General features: G+C 58.8%; 12 protein-coding genes. 5 read left to right on the forward strand and 7 right to left on the reverse strand.

The features are described 5' to 3' along the window. Both QK296_RS16185 and QK296_RS16190 read right to left on the reverse strand, forming a co-directional pair. The gene (locus QK296_RS16185) at positions 1-768 is read right to left on the reverse strand and encodes an SDR family NAD(P)-dependent oxidoreductase (RefSeq protein WP_034135010.1); all 768 of its coding nucleotides are present in this window, start codon (positions 766-768) and stop codon (positions 1-3) included. 21 nt (positions 769-789) lie between these two features. Further along, on the reverse strand, positions 790-2,439 hold the full coding sequence (locus tag QK296_RS16190; protein WP_137203719.1) for an AMP-binding protein: 1,650 nt from the start codon (positions 2,437-2,439) through the stop codon (positions 790-792). A gap of 336 nt (positions 2,440-2,775) precedes the next feature. Here QK296_RS16190 and QK296_RS16195 point away from each other — a divergent pair, with 336 nt between their 5' ends. The 5 genes from QK296_RS16195 (at position 2,776) to QK296_RS16215 (ending at position 11,455) form a co-directional block, all read left to right on the forward strand. After that, positions 2,776-3,669 carry a bestrophin family protein gene (locus QK296_RS16195; protein ID WP_282391095.1) on the forward strand — a complete coding sequence of 298 codons (894 nt, stop codon included), beginning with the start codon at positions 2,776-2,778 and terminating at the stop codon, positions 3,667-3,669. A gap of 70 nt (positions 3,670-3,739) precedes the next feature. Next, a complete protein-coding gene (locus QK296_RS16200) occupies positions 3,740-4,798 on the forward strand; it encodes a tetratricopeptide repeat protein (RefSeq protein WP_282391096.1) in 1,059 nt (352 codons plus the stop codon). A gap of 102 nt (positions 4,799-4,900) precedes the next feature. Continuing rightward, on the forward strand, positions 4,901-6,400 hold the full coding sequence (locus tag QK296_RS16205; RefSeq protein WP_282391097.1) for an ATPase domain-containing protein: 1,500 nt from the start codon (positions 4,901-4,903) through the stop codon (positions 6,398-6,400). Then, on the forward strand, positions 6,400-8,070 hold the full coding sequence (locus tag QK296_RS16210) for an ATP-binding protein (protein ID WP_003191248.1): 1,671 nt from the start codon (positions 6,400-6,402) through the stop codon (positions 8,068-8,070). Before QK296_RS16205 ends, QK296_RS16210 begins: the two co-directional genes overlap by 1 nt. A 121-nt stretch (positions 8,071-8,191) precedes the next feature. Then, positions 8,192-11,455 (forward strand): hypothetical protein, encoded by a 3,264-nt coding sequence (locus tag QK296_RS16215; protein WP_282391098.1) that lies wholly within the window; start codon positions 8,192-8,194, stop codon positions 11,453-11,455. Between the two features lie 73 nt (positions 11,456-11,528). On the opposite strand, the gene QK296_RS16220 is transcribed toward QK296_RS16215, so the two are convergent. The 5 genes from QK296_RS16220 to QK296_RS16240 all read right to left on the reverse strand — a co-directional run bounded on the left by QK296_RS16220 (position 11,529) and on the right by QK296_RS16240 (position 18,096). Beyond that, positions 11,529-11,906: a response regulator gene (locus QK296_RS16220; protein WP_034135014.1), complete on the reverse strand. Its 378-nt coding sequence runs from the start codon at positions 11,904-11,906 to the stop codon at positions 11,529-11,531. 78 nt (positions 11,907-11,984) lie between these two features. Further along, positions 11,985-13,178: a hybrid sensor histidine kinase/response regulator gene (locus QK296_RS16225; protein WP_034135015.1), complete on the reverse strand. Its 1,194-nt coding sequence runs from the start codon at positions 13,176-13,178 to the stop codon at positions 11,985-11,987. Next, a complete protein-coding gene (locus QK296_RS16230; RefSeq protein ID WP_282391099.1) occupies positions 13,172-13,771 on the reverse strand; it encodes a chemotaxis protein CheB in 600 nt (199 codons plus the stop codon). Before QK296_RS16230 ends, QK296_RS16225 begins: the two co-directional genes overlap by 7 nt. Beyond that, the gene (locus QK296_RS16235) at positions 13,768-14,598 is read right to left on the reverse strand and encodes a protein-glutamate O-methyltransferase CheR (RefSeq protein WP_169856910.1); all 831 of its coding nucleotides are present in this window, start codon (positions 14,596-14,598) and stop codon (positions 13,768-13,770) included. The genes QK296_RS16230 and QK296_RS16235 overlap by 4 nt, the downstream gene beginning before the upstream one ends. Continuing rightward, positions 14,599-18,096, reverse strand: a complete 3,498-nt coding sequence (locus QK296_RS16240; protein WP_003191257.1) for a response regulator — start codon at positions 18,094-18,096, stop codon at positions 14,599-14,601. It abuts the gene before it with no gap. Between the last annotated feature and the right edge of the window lie 287 nt (positions 18,097-18,383).

The following is an 18,383-nucleotide window of genomic DNA, read 5'->3' on the forward strand; positions in this document are numbered from 1 at the left end:
TTATTTGGCAGCCATGCGCAAGGCACCGTCGAGACGGATCACTTCGCCATTGAGCATGCTGTTTTCAATGATGTGGCGTACCAGCGCGGCATATTCGGCGGGTTTGCCCAGGCGTGGCGGGAACGGCACGCCGGCAGCCAGGGACTCACGCACCTCTGGGGTCATGCCGGCCATCATTGGGGTTTCGAAAATGCCCGGTGCGATGGTCATCACGCGGATACCAAAGCGCGCCAGTTCCCGTGCGGCAGGCAAGGTGAGGCTGGCGATCGCGCCCTTGGAGGCGGCATACGCAGCCTGACCGATCTGCCCATCGAACGCCGCCACTGAGGCGGTATTGATGATCACGCCGCGCTCGCCATCGGCATTCGCCTCGGTTTCCGCGATAGCCGCTGCGGCCAGGCGCAGCAGGTTGAAGCTGCCGATCAGGTTGACATTGATCACCTGCGCGAAGTTTGCCAGGCCATGCGGGCCATTCTTGCCGAGGATCTTCTCGCCGCGCACCACACCCGCACAGTTGACCAGGCCATGCAAGCCCCCAAAGGCCTCGACCGCTGCCTTCACCGCCGCTTCTGCAGCAGCTTCCTGGCTGATGTCTGCTACGGCACTGCGGGCGTTGTCGCCCAGTTGCTCGGCCTTGGCGGCCACGGCGTCGGCGTTCAAGTCCACCAGCATCACCTTGGCACCTGCGGCGACCAGCATTTCAGCGGTGGCCGCGCCGAGGCCCGACGCGCCGCCGCTGACCAGGAATACCTTGTTTTCAATCTGCATCGTTGTTTCCTTTTAAAAGGGTCAAGCCACGGCCGCCTGGGCCTTGGCTATTTCCTGATTGCGCAAAATAAAGCGTTGCAGCTTGCCGCTCGGGGTCTTGGGCAAGTCGCTGACAAATTCGATTTCCCGTGGGTATGCATGGGCGGCCAGGCGCTGGCGCACGTGCAGGCGCAGTTCTTCAGCCAGCTCCGGGGTGGCACGGTATTGCTCGCTGATCACCACAAAGGCTTTGACCAATTCGGTGCGCTCCGGGCAAGGCTTGCCGACCACGGCAGCCTCGACCACCGCCGGGTGTTCGACCAGCGCGCTTTCCACATCAAAAGGGCCCACCCGATAGCCGGATGTAGTGATCACGTCGTCGCTGCGCCCGACAAAGCTGATGCTGCCGTCCGGGTTCAGCTCCACGGTGTCGCCGCTGAGGTAGTACTTGCCGACAAAGGCCTTGGTTTTCACGCCGTCGTACCCGGCAAACCAGCACATAGGCGATTGCTCGCGGTCGATGGCCAGGATGCCGGGCTGGCCGGCCGGCAGCTCCTGATGGTTGTCATCCAGCACCACGATGCGATGCCCCGGCGAGGCAAAACCCGCCGAGCCGACATGCACCGGATGCACCAGGCCGTGGTGGTTGCACAGCACCATGCCCAGCTCGGTCTGGCCGTAATGGTCGTGGATGGTCACGCCCAGGTTGTCTGCGAACCAGCGGATCACCTCCGGGTTCAACGGCTCGCCGGCGCTGCTGACGATGCGCAGCTTGCCCTTGATCGAACGCGCGAACTGTTCGCCACCGGCAATCAGCAGGCGATACGCCGTGGGCGAACCGGTCAGGTTGGTGATTGAGTATTTATTGATCACCCGGCAGGTGCTTTCCAGGGTGAACGGGCCATCGTAGAAGGTGATCGGGTGCCCCATGGACAACGGCCCGGTCACGCCGAAATAGATGCCATAGGCCCAGCCCGGGTCGGCAACGTTCCAGAACGCGTCCTCGGGGCGCAAGTCCACGGCGTCGCGCATGTAGCCCTGGAACGCGACGATGGCCTTGAGCGGCACCGATAGCGCCTTGGACGGGCCGGTGGTGCCCGAGGTGAACATCAGCAGAAACGGCTCCTCTGCGCCCAGCAGCACCGGCTCGCAGTGAGAAGCGTAATTGGGCAGTTCGGCCCAGAAGCTGTAATCGCCACGCACGATGCCTTCACCCTTGGCCCCGGCGACCGTGACGATGGTCGGGCAGTCGGCGACTTCCGCCAGCTTGGGGCGGTTCACCGCATCGGTGACCACCAGCGCTGCGCCGGAGCTGTTCAAGCGGTGTTCAATCGCCTTGGGACCGAACGCGGTAAACAGTGGCTGATAGACCGCGCCGATGCGCCAGGTTGCTAACACCACCACCAGCAATTCGGCGGTACGCGGCAGCAGGCCCGCCACCTTGTCACCGCGCTTGACGCCCTGGGCCAGCAGGAAGTTGGCGAAACGTGCGGCCTGCTCCTGCAATTCGGTAAAGGTCGAGGTGGCGCTACGCCCGTCCTTGCCTTCCCAGAACAACGCGATTCGCCCCGGCAGCGCGTGACGGTCACAACACTCCACACAGGCATTGAGCGCTTGCAGATTGCCGGCCAGTGCGGCGTCGACGGTGTGCTGGTAATCAAACTCGGTGGTGGCAGCCAAATACTCACGCATCGCTTCCTATCCTTCTGTGTTTTTATTTTCAGGACGTTTACAACTCGAAAAAAGCGCTGAAATAGTCGCTCCAGAGCGGCGTAGCAGCAATGGTCAAAGCCTTCAACTTGGCTGACTGGTTTGGCCATGGCTATCTGTAGGAGCGAGCTTGCTCGCGAAAAACTCACAGGCGCCGCGTTTAATCAGGATGCGCGCGTTATTGTTGACGTTTTTCGCGAGCAAGCTCGCTCCTACAAAGAGTCATTGAGTCGACTGATCAGGCGGTCGATCCAAGTGATTGGACGCTCCGGGTGCCAGCTTCTACCCTGATGATCTGCACCGCCACAGAAGCCCGCCATGATCGTTCGCCCCAAACCCAACGTCCTGGGTATCCTGTTCTCCCTCAAGGGCTCCATTGCCAAGCGCATTGCCTGGCGCAGCCTGCTGGTCACGCTGCTGGCCTCGGTCATCGTGCTGGTGGAAACCCTGCACCCCGCCTATTTTTCCAAGGTCAACGCTACGCCCTTCACCTTGTTGGGCCTGTCACTGTCGATCTTCATGAGTTTTCGCAACAACGCCTGCTACGACCGTTGGTGGGAGGGGCGTAAGCAACTGGGGCAAATGGTCATTGACGTGCGCTCGCTGATTCGCGAGACCCAGATGCTGGGCGACAGCGCCGAGCGTGCCAGCCTGTTGCGTGGCCTGTGCGGTTTTGCCCATGGCTTGGTCGCGCATTTGCGCCATGAAGATCAAGCCCGGGCGATACACCCCTGGATCAGCGTGCCAGCGGGCCACCCCAACCTGCCGGACAGCGTGCTGCAAACGGTCGGTGCGCGCTTTTCGGTCTTGGCACAACAGGGCGTGATCAGCGAATGGCGCTACACCCAACTGGAAGCCCGGCTGGTCAGCCTGAGCCAGGTGCAAGCGGCATGCGAGCGCATCAAGACCACGCCACTGCCCTTTCCCTACACCCTGCTGTTGCACCGCACCATTTACCTGTTCTGCATCTTGCTGCCATTCGCCATGGCCGAGCCACTTGGCTGGTTGACGCCAGTGTTCACCGCGATTGTCAGCTACACCTTCTTTGGCCTGGATGCGATTGGCGACGAATTGGAGGACCCTTTCGGCTTCGACGAAAACGACTTGCCGTGTGACGCTATCCTGCGGACATTGGAGCGCGAGATCCTCGCCGCCCTTGGCGAAGTCAACCTGCCGCCTGCGTTGGAGCCTGCGGACTACGTGCTGACCTGACGCGGGTTTGACACTCGCCTCGCACTGACCGAAGCTTGGAACTTTGCTGCCCAAGCTTTCGGACGCCTGCATGTCAAAGTCACGCCGTTACTCCATCATCGGCCTGTGCGCCCTGTTGTTGATCGTACTGATCACCTGGTTTTTCTCCCGCACCCCTGCAGTGGCCGTACCCCCAGCCATCGCCCATGGCTATTCCAAGGCTTTGAAGCAGGCGCATAACGGCGAGCCCGGCGCCGCACGTGTGTTGTACCAACAGCTGGGCCGGCCGGACCTGTCGCCGGAGCGCCGCGCCGCCTTGCATGCTGAGCTGCCCAATTACCCCAGCCCCCAGGCGCTGAAGCTGGCCGATAAAGACCTCGCCAATGAGTCGGCGCTGGTGCGCGAAGCCGCTATTCACAGCATCGTCGGCCTAGTGCCCACTGGCCAGCGCACCTTACTGCTCGGCCCGGTGCTGGACGATCCGGAACAATCGGTGCGCTTTGCCGCCGCCAACGCCTTGCTGGGCCTGTCGCCCGATACACTGGGTTTGTACTTTGGCCCACTGCAGCAGGTGCTCGATGAATTCGTGACAACGCTCAAGGCCCAGCCCGAAACCGCTGAAGGCTGGATTCAATTGGCGCGCCTGTACATCCACAGCGCCCTGCTGCCGGAGGCGCAAAACGCCCTGGAGCAGGCAATGCGCTTGCAGCCGGACAACCTGCAAGCGGTGGTATCGCAAATCGAACTGCTGGACAAGCAAGGCAAGACCGACGAGTCGCGCCAACTGCTGGCCCGGCAACTGGCGTCGCATCCGGAGTCGGCCTACCTGCAACACGCCTTGGGCATGTGGCTGTTGCACCATGGCGAGCGCCCCTACGCCCTGCTCGGCCTGTCCAAGGCGGTGGAGCTTGCGCCAGACAACCCGGATTATCGCTATGACCTGGCCACCACCCTGCACGCCCAGGACGAAGTAGAGGCGGCCCAGCGCCAGCTGGAAGAAATCGTCCAGCGGCATCCCGCCAATCGCAAAGCCCGCGTGTTGCTGGTCAATTACTGGAAAGAGACCGGGCAGTTGCAGAACGTTCAGGTGCTGCTCGCCCAACTGGAGCAACAGAACCCGGATGATCCGGCGTTACAGCAGGGCCTGTAATTCTTACAAAACGTTGAACCGCTACGTGCCACTACGGTCAAGTGAATATGGCGCGTCCGAGTCGGCGCGCCCCTCTACTTGTACGTGACCTGAGGGCACTTCTTGAGTACATCCAATCAGCTGTTGAGTGAAAAGGCGGCCACCGGCATCGAAGGTCTTGATGACATTCTTGCCGGCGGGCTATCGCGCAGCCACGTGTTTTTGCTTGAGGGCGAACCCGGCACCGGTAAAACCACCGTGGCCCTGCATTTTCTGCGGGCCGGTGCGCAGAACGGCGAACGTTGCTTATATATCACCCTGTCCGAAACCGAGCACGAACTGCGCCAGGGTGCCAAATCCCACGGCTGGGACTTGGATGAGCATATTCATATCTTCGAGCTGACCCCACCGGAAAGCCTGCTCAACGCCGATCACCAGCAAAGCCTGCTGTACTCCTCCGACCTGGAGCTGGGTGAAGCCACCCGCCAGATCTTTGAAGTGGTAGAGCGGGTCAAGCCGACCCGCGTGGTGGTCGACAGCCTGTCTGAGATCCGCCTTCTGGCGCAAAGCTCGTTGCGCTATCGCCGGCAGATCCTGGCGATCAAGCACTACTTCGTGCGTTATGACGCCACCGTGTTACTGCTGGATGACTTGACCACCGAATCCCTGGATAAGACCGTGCACAGCGTTGCGCACGGGGTGATTCGCCTGGAGGAGCTGACGCCCAACTATGGCGCCGAGCGTCGGCGTATCCGTGTGGTCAAGTACCGGGGCCAGAAATACCGTGGCGGCTTCCACGACTTCACCATCATGGGCGACGGCATTCACGTATTCCCGCGCCTGGTGGCGGCCGAACATCGCGGCGGTTACAACCGTCAAACCTTGAGCAGCGGTATCGAGGAGTTGGATTCTCTGCTCGGCGGGGGGATCGAGACCGGCTCCAGCAGCCTGATTCTCGGCCCGGCCGGTACCGGCAAGTCTTTGATCTCGATGATCTTCGCCGCCGCCGCCGTGGCCCGTGGCGAAAAGGCTGCGCTGTTCATCTTCGATGAAGAGCTGGGCCTGCTGTTCGAGCGCATGAAGAACATGGGCATCGACCTCGCCGCCTTACGGGACACCGGAAACCTGCTGATCGAACAGGTCGACGCGGCCGAACTCTCCCCCGGCGAATTTTCCCACCGGGTTCGCCGCTGCGTGGATGAGCGCGGTATCAAGACCGTGGTCATCGACAGTATCAACGGCTACCAGGCGGCCATGCCCGAAGAAAACGCGCTGATCCTGCATATGCATGAACTGCTGCTATACCTTAACCGCCGTGGTGCCGCGACCTTTATGACGGTGGCCCAGCACGGCCTGGTGGGCGATATGCAGACGCCAGTCGACATCACCTACCTGGCTGACACCGTGATCCTGCTGCGTTATTTCGAGGCTCTGGGCAAAGTTCGCCGGGCCATTTCGATCATCAAGAAAAGAACCGGCTCCCATGAGTCCACCATTCGCGAATACCGCATCGGCAGCCGCGGCATGACGGTGGGTGTGCCTCTGGATAACTTCCAGGGTGTGCTGCGCGGCATTCCGACCTATATGGGCGCCGGTTCCCCCCTGCTCAAGGATGAGGGCTAGTGCCGGCCCTTTCTCCCGTCTCCGAGCGCGCCATCGTGCTGGCGCCCATGGGCCGCGATGGCTCATTGGCGTTGATGATGCTTAATGAAGCCGGCTATAGCGGGATCGTCGCCAATAGCCTGACCGCGCTGTGCGAAGAGCTGACGCAAGGCGCCGGCCTGCTCATCATTGCGGCTGAGGCCCTGCGTGGCGTCGACCTTGAGCCGTTACTTGAGCTGTTGCATCAGCAGCCGGCCTGGTCCGACCTGCCGATCGTGCTGATGACCCAGCATGGCGGCAAAGAGCAGAACGGCTCGACCCGCCTGAGCGGCTTGCTGGGTAACGTCACGTTTCTGGAGCGGCCATTCCATCCCATCACCCTGATCAGCTTGGTCAGCGCCGCCCTGCGCGGTCGGCGGCGCCAATACGAGGCGCGGGACCGGTTGATTGACTTGAGCGAGAGTGAGCTGCGGCTGCAGCGCACCCTGGAAACCCTCGAGCAGCAAGTGGAAGAACGCACCGCCCAATTGCGTCACAACGAAGAAGCCCTGCGCCAGTCGCAAAAAATGGAAGCCGTCGGCCAGTTGACCGGCGGTATCGCCCATGACTTCAACAATATGCTTACCGGCATTATCGGCAGCCTGGAACTGCTGCGCCGACGTGTGGCGCGAGGCAAACTGGATGACCTGGACGGCCTGATCGACCTGGGCGTGACCTCCGCCAACCGCGCGGCCAGCCTCACCCACCGACTGTTGGCGTTCTCCCGTCGACAATCGCTGGACTCCAAACCCGTGCAGATCAACCAGTTGGTCACGGCCATGGGCGAATTGTTGCAACGCAGCATCAACGAAAGCATCAGCTTGGACATGCGCTTGAGCGACGCTTTATGGACGGCCGAAGCCGACCCCAACCAGCTCGAAAGCGCCCTGCTCAACTTGGTGATCAACGCGCGCGATGCCATGCCCACCGGTGGCACGCTCAGAGTGGAAACCACCAACCGCCACCTCGACAGCGTCTTCACCGCCGCCTACGGCACCCTGATACCGGGCGATTACGTAGAGCTGAGTGTCAGTGACAACGGTTGCGGCATTCCCCAACACCTGATGGGCCGCGTATTCGATCCGTTTTTCACCACCAAACCCATCGGGCAGGGCACAGGGCTGGGGCTGTCAATGATCTACGGCTTCGCTCGCCAGTCTCGTGGGCATGTGACGATTCACAGTGAAGTCAACAAAGGCACCACGGTCAGCCTGTTCCTGCCACGTTTTATCGGCGAGCCCCAAACCCAGGCGCCGCTCAACCCCACATTGCTGCCGTTTGCCAATGCAGGAGAAACGGTGTTGATCGTCGAGGATGACCCTGCGGTAAGGGTGCTGGTCAGCGCCGTGCTCAAAGAGCTGGGGTATGGGTTTATCGAGGCTGGGGATGCGAACACGGCGGTGCCAATCATTGAGTCCGAACAGCGTATTGACTTGATGATCAGCGATGTGGGCTTACCGGGTATGAATGGTCGGCAGCTGGCAGAAATAGGCAGGCAGATTCGTCCTGAACTCAAGGTGTTGTTCATTACAGGCTATGCCGAGCACGCAGCGGTGCGCGGTGGTTTTCTCGACCCTGGCATGCAACTGATCACTAAGCCGTTTACTTTCGATTTATTGACCGCCACGGTCCGGGAGATGATCAAGGCATAGGGCGGCCGCGCTACGTAATTCGGCGTTACGGTTGAGCAGGAAATAGATGGAATCGTTGTGGTTGTTTTTCCACATATGTGGGCGAACAACATGTTGCCCACATCGATTAGGAATATTTCTGATGACTGCTATTTCCAACTCACGCGTGTCGGATTTGCATAGCCCTCAACTGGCAAAAGCCGATCCAACACCGTCACCTGCCCACCTCGAGATCGCCACAGAGCTTGCGGGACGGGGAGGAAGCCTCCAGCAAAGGGGGGATCGAAAGTTACTTGAGTTCTACACCCAGGACTTGAAGGAATTGTCGGCCGGCAATCAAGACTATCGACAGGCCACTGTTGAACGTATCCCGCCCCATTCATCCTTCGGGCAGTCGCGTGCGCTGTTGGATAGCATCCTTAAAAGCCCGGCGTTCCAAAACTGGGCCAAAGAGAATGACGTCGATCTCTCAAAAGAGATCACTATTAATCTCGCCAGCGGTACCATCGGCTTCACCACTATGGGTACCAAGCCCCGAAATCCCTTCGACTTTTCGCCGCCCAAGCCCTCCGCCGGATCCGCCGATATTCACAGCTTTATGGGTTGGCCGCTGCTCAAGAGCGCTGCCAACACGTTGGCAGGCTCCGGCAACGTCATAAAGTTTGACCCCGCGACCACCGCAACCAGTGCGAAGGTCGCCGAGATCGCCCAGTTTCATGGTCATACCCTGCCTTTTGACAGCACTCTTTCGCCTGCAGAGCAACAGGCAGCCATCACGCAGTACATCAACAAATGGGAGCATAAAGATGACCTGTTCCCTGAAAATGTCGAAACGCCCTCCCAGAAACATCTGGAGAGTCAAGCCTCGCAACTGGGCGATCTGAATAACCGGAGTTCTGTGATTGCGGCAATAACAAAGGTTGCAGACAGTGTCGTTGAGGGGCTGGAAGACCACGACTCCAAAAGTTCGCTCGCCAATGAAAAAGACCACGCAGAATACAATCTAATTATTAAGCAAAGGATTAACGCTATTCTGGATACGCCCATCCAGATAGATCCCGCGTCATCCTACTTCAAGAACCGCAATCTGAAACCGGGCGTGGCCGTGACGCTGCGCGACTACCTCGTAGGAAGCGGCATTTCACTTCCAGCTAATGAGACTGAGTTAAAGAGCATTGCGCAGTCGTTGGCAAGTCCACCAATTGAAACACCGATGCATGGCAATCTAGGGGGTGCGCTTTCATGGCCAACGCCAATGAGTAATGCTGATCAGCGCGCACTCATCTCCATGACGAATAAGTTTTTGGAAGGCCAACCAGAACGCAACTTGCTCGACTATCTGACACGCGGTCTTGATCTGGGAGATGACGTCTCGAACGATCGTAGCAGTGCCATCGACCGCATCCTCAAGTCACCCAATGCTGAAATCTTCGCCCGGGCGGCCGAACGCGAATTTGGCGAAATTGCATCGCCCGACGTCATCGCCGAATGGGTGTTGACAGCCCTCTACACGTCGATGGATGCCCTTGGCGTCAACACGACTGCGCCAGACTCGAGCCGGACCAAAGTTGCAGGGTTCGACCTGGCCCACGTTAACCTCTCAGGCAAGAACATCGCCGAAATACACAAAGAGCTGGCTCATCACTTACTCGTCAACAAAATCGCTTCAGTGGAAAACCTGGAGCTTGCCATGGAAATCCTGTTATCGCGCAAGGCACCGGAGCTTCTAGTCAAGGAGATACCTGACACATTGGTAAAGGGCACCCACTCCTGGGTCAGTTTTACGACCGCCGTCGCCCGTCTCGAAGCCGAGGCCCCTGGCTCGACCAACAAAATGACGTATGCGCAGGTCATGATGCGAAATGAGCTGGCGCCGATAACGCTGGCAGACAAACTGGTTGAGCAGCAGGCTCAAAGCGACGCATTGAAAGACTGGGGTGTTCAGAACGGCGTGCTGGATTGGAACAGCACAGATAGCTACTCAGAAGAAGATATGGCGAAGGTGCGTGCTGCATTCAAAGACCAGGTGGATCGCTTGAATGAGGCTTCCAATGCGTTTGCGAAGATGCCCCCTAATCTTCATGACATGACCATGGCCTACATAAAAGAGCTGAACCCGCATTTGTCGGAGGAGCAAATCAAACAAAAAGTGCTGACGCCAAAGGAATCCACTTTTTTCTCATTTCCAGGCCCCTACTCACTGCTGGATGTATTCATCCACACCGCGCAACTCCACAAGGAAGTGGATTTGCATACCTATACTTCCAGCGATAAAAATATTGACCTCAGCACCATTACCGCTCCGAAATTCGAAAAAAATTTTGTGAACTCTCATTTTGAAGGCGGGCTGAGAGTATATCTCGATAGCTTTGAACAAGGCACGCAATCGCAAGTCAAGCATTTGATTTCAAAGCTGCCACTTGAAGATCGGAAAATCATTGAACATGGGAAAATCTCGGTTTCTAAGGAAGTTGATGTAACGTACACTCCTTACTCTCAAATCCAAGAACAAAAAGACTCTTCCACCACCAGTGTATTTGTGCAAAGCGAAGTTGTGGATGCACGCGGCAATAAACGCACCCACACGTATGAGATAGACAGCGCCAAGAACACTATTCGAAAACGCCCCGATCTGGATGACACACGCCCAGGCCCCATTCCCGACGATAAAAGGAATGCAAAGCATCTCGTCCCCCTCGTCCCTGATGGCGACTACAAAGAAAATGTCCTCTCGCCCTGGCCTGATAACAGCCCCCACGACGCGCCCAACAGTTTCTCCAGCGAAAAGACACAGTACATTGCTGATGCCATGGTGAAAAAAATTAACATCCGCGGTTACGCAGACGAGTTGCGGGGTACTACCACGTTCGATGGTGAATTACCTTTTTATCAAAAATTAGAAGATTTCGTGTTGGGTCTGATTCCCGGTTACAACGCCATCACTAACTTTATCAAGGGCAACTGGCGAGAAGGCCTCATCGATTTGGCGTTCGACGCGTTCGGTTTTATCCTGGCCGGCGCCGGTGGGGCCGCACGGGCCGCGGGCGCTGGCGTCAGGACGGCCACATCTACGCTGGGGAGCACCGCGAAAAAGCTGTTGCGTGGCGCAATAGGCGCGCTCAACCCCATAGATGCCCAGGGCCTGCTACTGGCCGGAGTGCAGGAAGGTATCAGCTACTTGGCCAGCCGCGGCCCCGAGGGAAATAACCAACCCCGGATAAAAATCAACTATGACCCCGTAAAGATATTCAGGAACGTTGAGAACGCCACCGTGGGCAGCGCCACGATGCAGGGCAGCATGACTAAAATTGCGGCCACCCAGAAAAATGGCAAATGGTATGCACTTGATCCTGTCAGCAAACAGCCCTATGGCCTGCCTTTAAAGGATTTCGTGCCTTCGGCATAAAGGCGGCGACAAGCTGAAAAGAAACGCCCTGCATTAAAAGGTTCTTCTCGGCGTGCGAGAAGAACCTTGGTTATTACGCCAATAACCTCTGGATATGCTCCTGCAACGTATCCAGATCAAACGGCTTGGCCAGAATCGGTGCATTGCGCGTGATCGGGCTGTGGCAGTCAAGAATCTCCTGCGGGTAGCCGCTGATAAAGATCACTTTCAGTTCCGGGCGCAATTTGATTGCAGGCTCGGCAATCTGTACGCCGGAGATCCCACCCGGCAGGCGGTAATCGGTCACCATCAGGTCCAGGTGCGGTTTGGTCGCAAGGATCTCGAAGGCCTGCTCCCCGTCGACCGCCTTCAAAACCCGGTAACCCAAGCCCGCCAGGTACTCACCCAGCACAAACATAATGGATTCGTCATCCTCGACGATCAGTACGACATCTTGTGCATCTTCACTCATGGGAAGCCTTTGTCCGGTCAATTGCTGCAGTTACGACCATGGGGTCACGCAGAGGTTGCGTTGAAGTGACGATTGATTTCACTCGGCCGCCTCTAGAGGCAGGCACACGCGAAACAGGGCGCCCTCGCCTATTTGGCTCTCGACCTCAATGGTGCCGCCATGGGCTGCCACGATCTGCTCGGAAATAAACAAGCCCAGGCCCAGGCCGGCTGCGGAATGGTTGGCAGATACCCGCTCGAACTGCTGGAAAATACGCTTCTGGTTCTCCTCGCTGATACCAATGCCATGGTCGCGCACCTCTACTCGCGCTTCGCCATGTTCGGTATACACCCGCACCTGCACCGGGCTCTTGGCGCCATAACGCAGTGCGTTGGTCAGCAGGTTGGTGATCACCTGCTCGATGCGAAACTCGTCCCAATTACCCTCCACCGGGCTTTCGGCCTGCAATTGCATGGAGGATTCGGCGGCTGCCACTTGCGGCGCGAAGTTATCCACCAGGTTGCGTACCAGTTGCGCCAAGTCAACGGGTGCCGGACGAATCGACAGCTTGCCGGTACGAATGCGCGACACATCGAGCATGTCCTCGATCAGGCGGATCAGGCTCTGGATCTGGCGCTCATCGCGGTCAACCATGGCGTGCATCTTGTCCAGGGTAAACGCGGCCGCGTTGTCCCGGGCCAGGTGCATCTTGCGCAACTGGGTTTCCAGGATCAGGCCATTGAGGGGCGTGCGCACTTCGTGGGCGACGATCGACATGAAGTCGTCACGCATGCGCACCGCCTGCTCCAGCTCAGCCTGGGTGGCTTGCAGGCGCGTAAGCAACAGCTCCTGCTCGCGGCGGCTGCGCTCTAGTTCCTCGACTTGCAGTTTCATCGCCTTGCTTTGGCGGTACAGGTCAACGAACACATTGACCTTGCTCTTGACCGCGTGGATATCCAGGGGCTTGTGCAGGAAGTCCACCGCACCGCTTTCATAGCCCTTGAAGGCGTAGTTGAGTTCGCGGCCAGCGGCGCTGACGAACACGATAGGGATGTTCTTGGTCTTTTCGGTGCCGCGCATCAGTTCGGCCAGCTCGAAACCGTTCATGCCGGGCATCTGCACGTCAAGGATCGCCATGGCGAATTCATGTTCCAGCAACAGGGACAACGCCTCGTCGGCACTCAATGCCTTGAAGACCTGGCGATCCTCACGCTTGATCAGCGCCTCGAGGGCCAGCAGGTTCTCTGGCAGATCGTCGACGATCAGCAGTTTGGCCTGGACAGTACTTAACATGGGAAGGGTTCCAGGGAAGCCAGCAATGAGCCGATTCGGCTCAAGGAAAGAATATGGTCAGGTGTGTGCAAGGCCAGGGCCGCCAGGGGCATGACGGCAATACGTGCCTCTTGTGGGTCCTGCACGATGGTAGTGCCACCCGATTGCTTGACGTGGGCCAGGCCGCTTGCGCCGTCCTGGTTGGCACCGGTCAATAAAATGGCGAGCAGGCGGCGCCCATACACATCGGCCGCCGAGGAGAACAGGTAGTCGATGGCGGGCCGGGTATGGTGCACCCGGTCTTCCTGGCTCAGTGACAGGCTGCGGTCCTGCTCGACCGAAAGGTGATAACCAGGCCCGGCAAAGTACAACGTGCCCGCCTCTACGGCTTCTTTGTCCCGGGCCTCCTTGACCGGGATGTTCAGGCGCCGCGCAAAGACTTCCGCCAGTTGGCTGCGGCGCTCATCCGGCAGGTGCAGCACGGCAATGATCGGCAGGCCGAAGGTGCTCGGCAATTGGCCAAAAATACTCAGCAACGCCTCAACGCCGCCGGCGGAAGCGCCGACGACGATGGCTTCGATCCCCGAAATCGGGGTGTCCTGCGCGTCACTCATGATTTTCGGTAGATCCGTTCTTGTTTGACCAAGGGCTCGAATTGCTTGCTGTAGGCAGAAAAATCCAGGGTTTCCTTGCTGCCCAGGACCAAAAAGCCGCGATGACACAGCGACTCATGAAACAAACCAAACGCTCGATCTTGCAATTTTTTATTGAAATAAATCAATACGTTACGACACGAAATTAATTGAGTTTCTGAGAACACGCTGTCGGTCGCCAAGCTGTGGTCGGCAAAGGTCACGTTCTCGCGCAGTGTCTTGTCGAAGATCGCGTAATCGTAAGCCGCTGTGTAGTAGTCGGCAAATGAACGTTGCCCGCCGGCCTGTTGATAATTGGCGGTATAAGCGCGCACGTTCTCCAGGGAAAAGATGCCCTGCTTGGCTTTTTCCAGCGACGCCGGGTTGATGTCGGTGGCGTAGATGATGGTGCGTTCCAGCAGGCCCTCTTCACGCAGCAAGATGGCCATGGAATACACCTCCTCACCCGTGCTGCAGCCAGCGATCCAGATCTTGATCGACGGGTAGGTCTTGAGCAACGGCACCACTTCCTGGCGAATCGCCAGGAAGTGCGACGGGTCGCGAAACATTTCGCTCACCGGGATGGTCAAGAACTGCAGCAACTGCATGAACGCGGCCGGGTCGTGCAACACGCGCTCTTGCAGTGCGGAGATGGTCGCGCAGTCGAACTGACGCAAGGCATGGGCCACACGGCGTTTGACCGACGCGCCCGAGTAATCACGAAAGTCATAGCTGTACTTGAGGTAAATCGCCTCGATCAACAGGCGCAGCTCAATATCGCTGCTGGTATCCAAGAAACACTGCTCCACTTAAATGCGTTCCATCTTCGGTAGCCATACGCGAATCAGTGAGAACAGGCGGTCCAGGTCAATCGGCTTGGCCAGGTAATCGTTTGAGCCTGCTGCCAGGCAACGTTCCTGATCGTCCTTCATGGCCTTGGCCGTCACGGCAATGATTGGCAGTTTTTTCCAGCGTGGGTCCTGGCGGATCAAAGCGGTGGCTTCGTAACCGTCCATCTCCGGCATCATTACGTCCATCAGCACCAGGTCGATATCGTCCACTTCATTGAGTCTGTCGATGGCTTCCTGGCCGTTACGCCCGATCACCACCACGGCGCCTTTGTGCTCCAGGGCGCTGGTCAGGGCGAAGATATTGCGTACATCGTCGTCCACCAATAGGATTTTGCGCCCTTCAAAGACCTTGTCGCGGCTGCGGGCGGTCTTGAGCATCTTCTGACGGTCATGGGACAACTGCGATTCGACTTTGTGCAAAAATAGCGTGACTTCATCCAGCAGGCGCTCGGGCGAGCGCGCGCCCTTGATGATGATCGAGCGTGAATACTTGCGCAGTTCGGCCTCTTCGTCCCGGGTCAGGTTGCGCCCGGTATAGACGATCACCGGCGGGAACGAGCAGATATCCTCGGTGGCCATGCGCTTGAGCAGCTCGTTGCCGAGCATGTCCGGCAGCTTGAGGTCGATGATCATGCAGTCGTAGATAGTGGTGCGCAGCAGGTCGAGGGCCTCCTGGGCAAAGCCTACGGCGGTGATCTCGATGTCATCGTCGCCGATCAGGCGGGCAATACTGTCGCGCTGCAGGTCATCGTCTTCCACCAGCAGGATGCGCTTGACCTTCTGGGTCAACTTGGCTTCCAGGCGAGCGAACACGTCCTTGAGCTCTTCGCGGGTGGTGGGCTTGACTGCATAACCGATGGCGCCCATGTGCATGGCGGCTTCGACGCGGTCTTCCACGGAAATCACGTGCACCGGGATGTGGCGCGTGTTGGCGTGTTCCTTGAGGCGCTGCAGCACGGTCAGCCCTGAATGGTCGGGCAAGCGCATGTCCAGCAGGATGGCGTCGGGGATGTACTGCTCGGCAAGGCTGTAGCCCTCGTCGGCACCGTGGGCGACCAGGCAGTGGTAACCCAGCTCGTGGGCGAGGTCGAACAGAATGCGCGCAAAATTCGGCTCGTCTTCCACCACCAGGATGCAACGGGTGCTGAACGGCGCCTTTTCGCGGTCGTCGGCAAAGCGTGGGATCAGCTTGGCGTCGGCCACCGGCAGCGGCGACACCTTGACGGGCGCGGGCGCTGGCGCGACCACCACTTGGCGCGGGGCCTCGATGGGCGCCGCGTCCTCGTCGCGTTCAACATATTGTTCCGGCAACACCAGCGTGAAAATACTGCCTTTGCCCGGCTCGCTGGTCACGCTGATATAGCCGCCCAGCAAGGTGGCCAGGTCACGGGAGATCGACAAGCCCAGGCCCGTACCGCCGTAACGGCGATTGGTGGTGCCATCGGCCTGGCGGAAGGCTTCGAAGATGCTTTCTTGTTGATCCGGGGCGATACCAATGCCGGAATCGCGCACCGTAAAGGCAATGCCCTCCCCCGGCGCGCGCGACACCGACAGGCTGACCTCGCCCTGTTCAGTGAACTTGATGGCGTTGGACAACAGGTTCTTGAGAATCTGCTCCAGACGCTGGCGATCGGTAAACAGCAGGGTTGGCGAGCCTTGCTGCACGTCCACCTGGAAGCCCAGTTTGCGGTCCATTGCCAGCGGCTCGAACATGCCGCGCAGGCCATCCACCAGGCGCTCGACACTGGCATTTTCCGGGCGCACTTCCAACTTGCCGGCTTCGACCTTGGAAATATCCAGGATGTCGTTGATCAGGTTGAGCAAGTCATTGCCGGCTGAATAGATCGACTCGGCAAACTTGACTTGCTCGGCGCTGAGGTTTTCCTGGGGGTTATCCGCCAGCAGTTTGGCCAGGATCAGCGAGCTGTTCAGCGGTGTGCGCAGCTCGTGGGACATGTTGGCGAGGAATTCGGACTTGTACTTGCTGGAACGCTGCAGCTCATCGGCGCGGTCTTCCAACTCCAGTTGGGCCTGGTTCAGCTCGATGTTCTTGCGGTCCATGGCGTCGCGCTGTTCGGCCAGGGTCTGGGTCTGTTCGGCCAGTTGCTCGTTGGTCTGCTCCAGCTCAGCCTGCTGGGTTTCCAGGTGGGCCTGGGATTCCTTGAGGATGCGCGACTGCTCTTCCAACTCTTCGTTGGCGGTCTTGAGTTCTTCCTGCTGCACTTGCAGTTCTTCGTTGAGCTGCTGGGTCTCGGCCAGCACTTCCTGCAAGCGCTGGCGATAGCGCGCGGCTTCGATGGAGGTGCCGATATTGCCGGCGATCAGTTCCAGCAGTTCAACATCACGCTCATCCAGCGGGCGCAGGAAACCCAGCTCGACCACGCCGTTGACGCGGTCGTCATCGCTGGTGGGTACCACCAATACGCTGCGGGTGGCGCCCTCGCCCAGTCCCGAGCTGACCTTGAAGTAATCCACCGGCACATCGTCCAGGCGAATCAGGCGATCGCGCTGGGCGGCCTGCCCGACAATGCCTTCGTCGCTGTAGATCGACTGTTCCTGTTGTTCCTGCTCGCGGGAGAAGCCATAGGTGGCCACGCGCTTGAGGCCGCCGTGTTCTTCGCGCACGTACAGCGCCGCGACGGCCGAGCCCATGTACTGGGCAAAGAACTGCAGGATATTACGCCCCAGCATGTTCAGGGTCAGTTGGCCCAGCACTTGCTCGGCCAGTTCGGTCTGGCCATTGCGCAGCCAAGCGGTTTGCTCAAGGCGCCGTGCAATCTTCTGCTGTGACGCGAGGTTTGCACTGTAACTCTTTGAAAGTGAAATTAAATTCTTTCTGCCGATGTAGGCAAGAAAACCACTCAACCCCAGTACAAACACCAAGTACAGCGTGACACTGATCACCGTCGTACGGGTGACTTCTGCGTTACGGGTGATACGGAACTGTTGTTCCATCGCCACCGCGTCTTCGTATTCCTTGCGGATCTCGTCAGTGAGCCGCTTGCCCCGGCCCGCCTTGACAGCGCCTCGGTAATCGCCGCTGTTGCGCTGCAGCTCAATCATCGACTGCGCGTAGTTGTTCCATTCGGTTTGCAAGGTTTCCAAGCGCTTGAGTCGGTCGACCTGCTGCGGGTTGTCGGCTACCAGGTCTTGCAGATTGCGCAGGTCTGCAATGATCCGCGGCTTGGCCACTTCGTACGGGTCAAGGAAATGCTCGTCACCGGTGATCAGGAAGCCGCGCATACCTGTTTCCAGGTCAACCGTCAGTTTGGACGTCTCATTGAGGTTGTTAATGACGCGGTCGGTGTGCTCCACCCACTGGATAACCGAAAGCAAATAGGTAATCAGGCAGACGAAAAACACCGCGCTGAGCACGCCCACGCCCAAGGGCAAGGCCACGTTTCGGCTCAGCAGAGTACGGAAGCTTTTTTCATCGACGGACGACGCGGGTGTCATGGGCATGCCTTGGCCAAATGCGGAAAAACCGCAAGTTTGCCCGAATAACCGGGCTAAAAGCTATGTTTGTGCGTTGATTGGCAAGCAAAACCTTCCGACCGCTTGGGCCTGTCGCGCTGACTCTGGACGGAGTTTGGCAGCCCCTCACTATCTTGAAACAGATCTCACCATCGCAAATCGGGGGCGTCGTCGCGTTGTGCGTAGTCAGACGCTCCCCCTTCTAAACACGCGCGTCCAGGCGGCCCTGGGTCGGTTCGCCTGCCTGTCGGGCCCGGGCGTCGAAGGTG

This window comes from Pseudomonas sp. AL10, assembly GCF_029960685.1.
Taxonomy (GTDB): domain Bacteria; phylum Pseudomonadota; class Gammaproteobacteria; order Pseudomonadales; family Pseudomonadaceae; genus Aquipseudomonas; species Aquipseudomonas lactis.

Bases quoted from the DNA above. Each gene is read 5' to 3' on its own strand.
- QK296_RS16240 (WP_003191257.1), bottom strand. From the start codon at position 18,096: ATGACACCCGCGTCGTCCGTCGATGAAAAAAGCTTCCGTACTCTGCTG.
- QK296_RS16190 (WP_137203719.1), bottom strand. From the start codon at position 2,439: ATGCGTGAGTATTTGGCTGCCACCACCGAGTTTGATTACCAGCACACC.
- QK296_RS16230 (WP_282391099.1), bottom strand. From the start codon at position 13,771: ATGAGTGACGCGCAGGACACCCCGATTTCGGGGATCGAAGCCATCGTC.
- QK296_RS16225 (WP_034135015.1), bottom strand. From the start codon at position 13,178: ATGTTAAGTACTGTCCAGGCCAAACTGCTGATCGTCGACGATCTGCCA.
- QK296_RS16220 (WP_034135014.1), bottom strand. From the start codon at position 11,906: ATGAGTGAAGATGCACAAGATGTCGTACTGATCGTCGAGGATGACGAA.
- QK296_RS16215 (WP_282391098.1), top strand. From the start codon at position 8,192: ATGACTGCTATTTCCAACTCACGCGTGTCGGATTTGCATAGCCCTCAA.
- QK296_RS16200 (WP_282391096.1), top strand. From the start codon at position 3,740: ATGTCAAAGTCACGCCGTTACTCCATCATCGGCCTGTGCGCCCTGTTG.
- QK296_RS16195 (WP_282391095.1), top strand. From the start codon at position 2,776: ATGATCGTTCGCCCCAAACCCAACGTCCTGGGTATCCTGTTCTCCCTC.
- QK296_RS16185 (WP_034135010.1), bottom strand. From the start codon at position 768: ATGCAGATTGAAAACAAGGTATTCCTGGTCAGCGGCGGCGCGTCGGGC.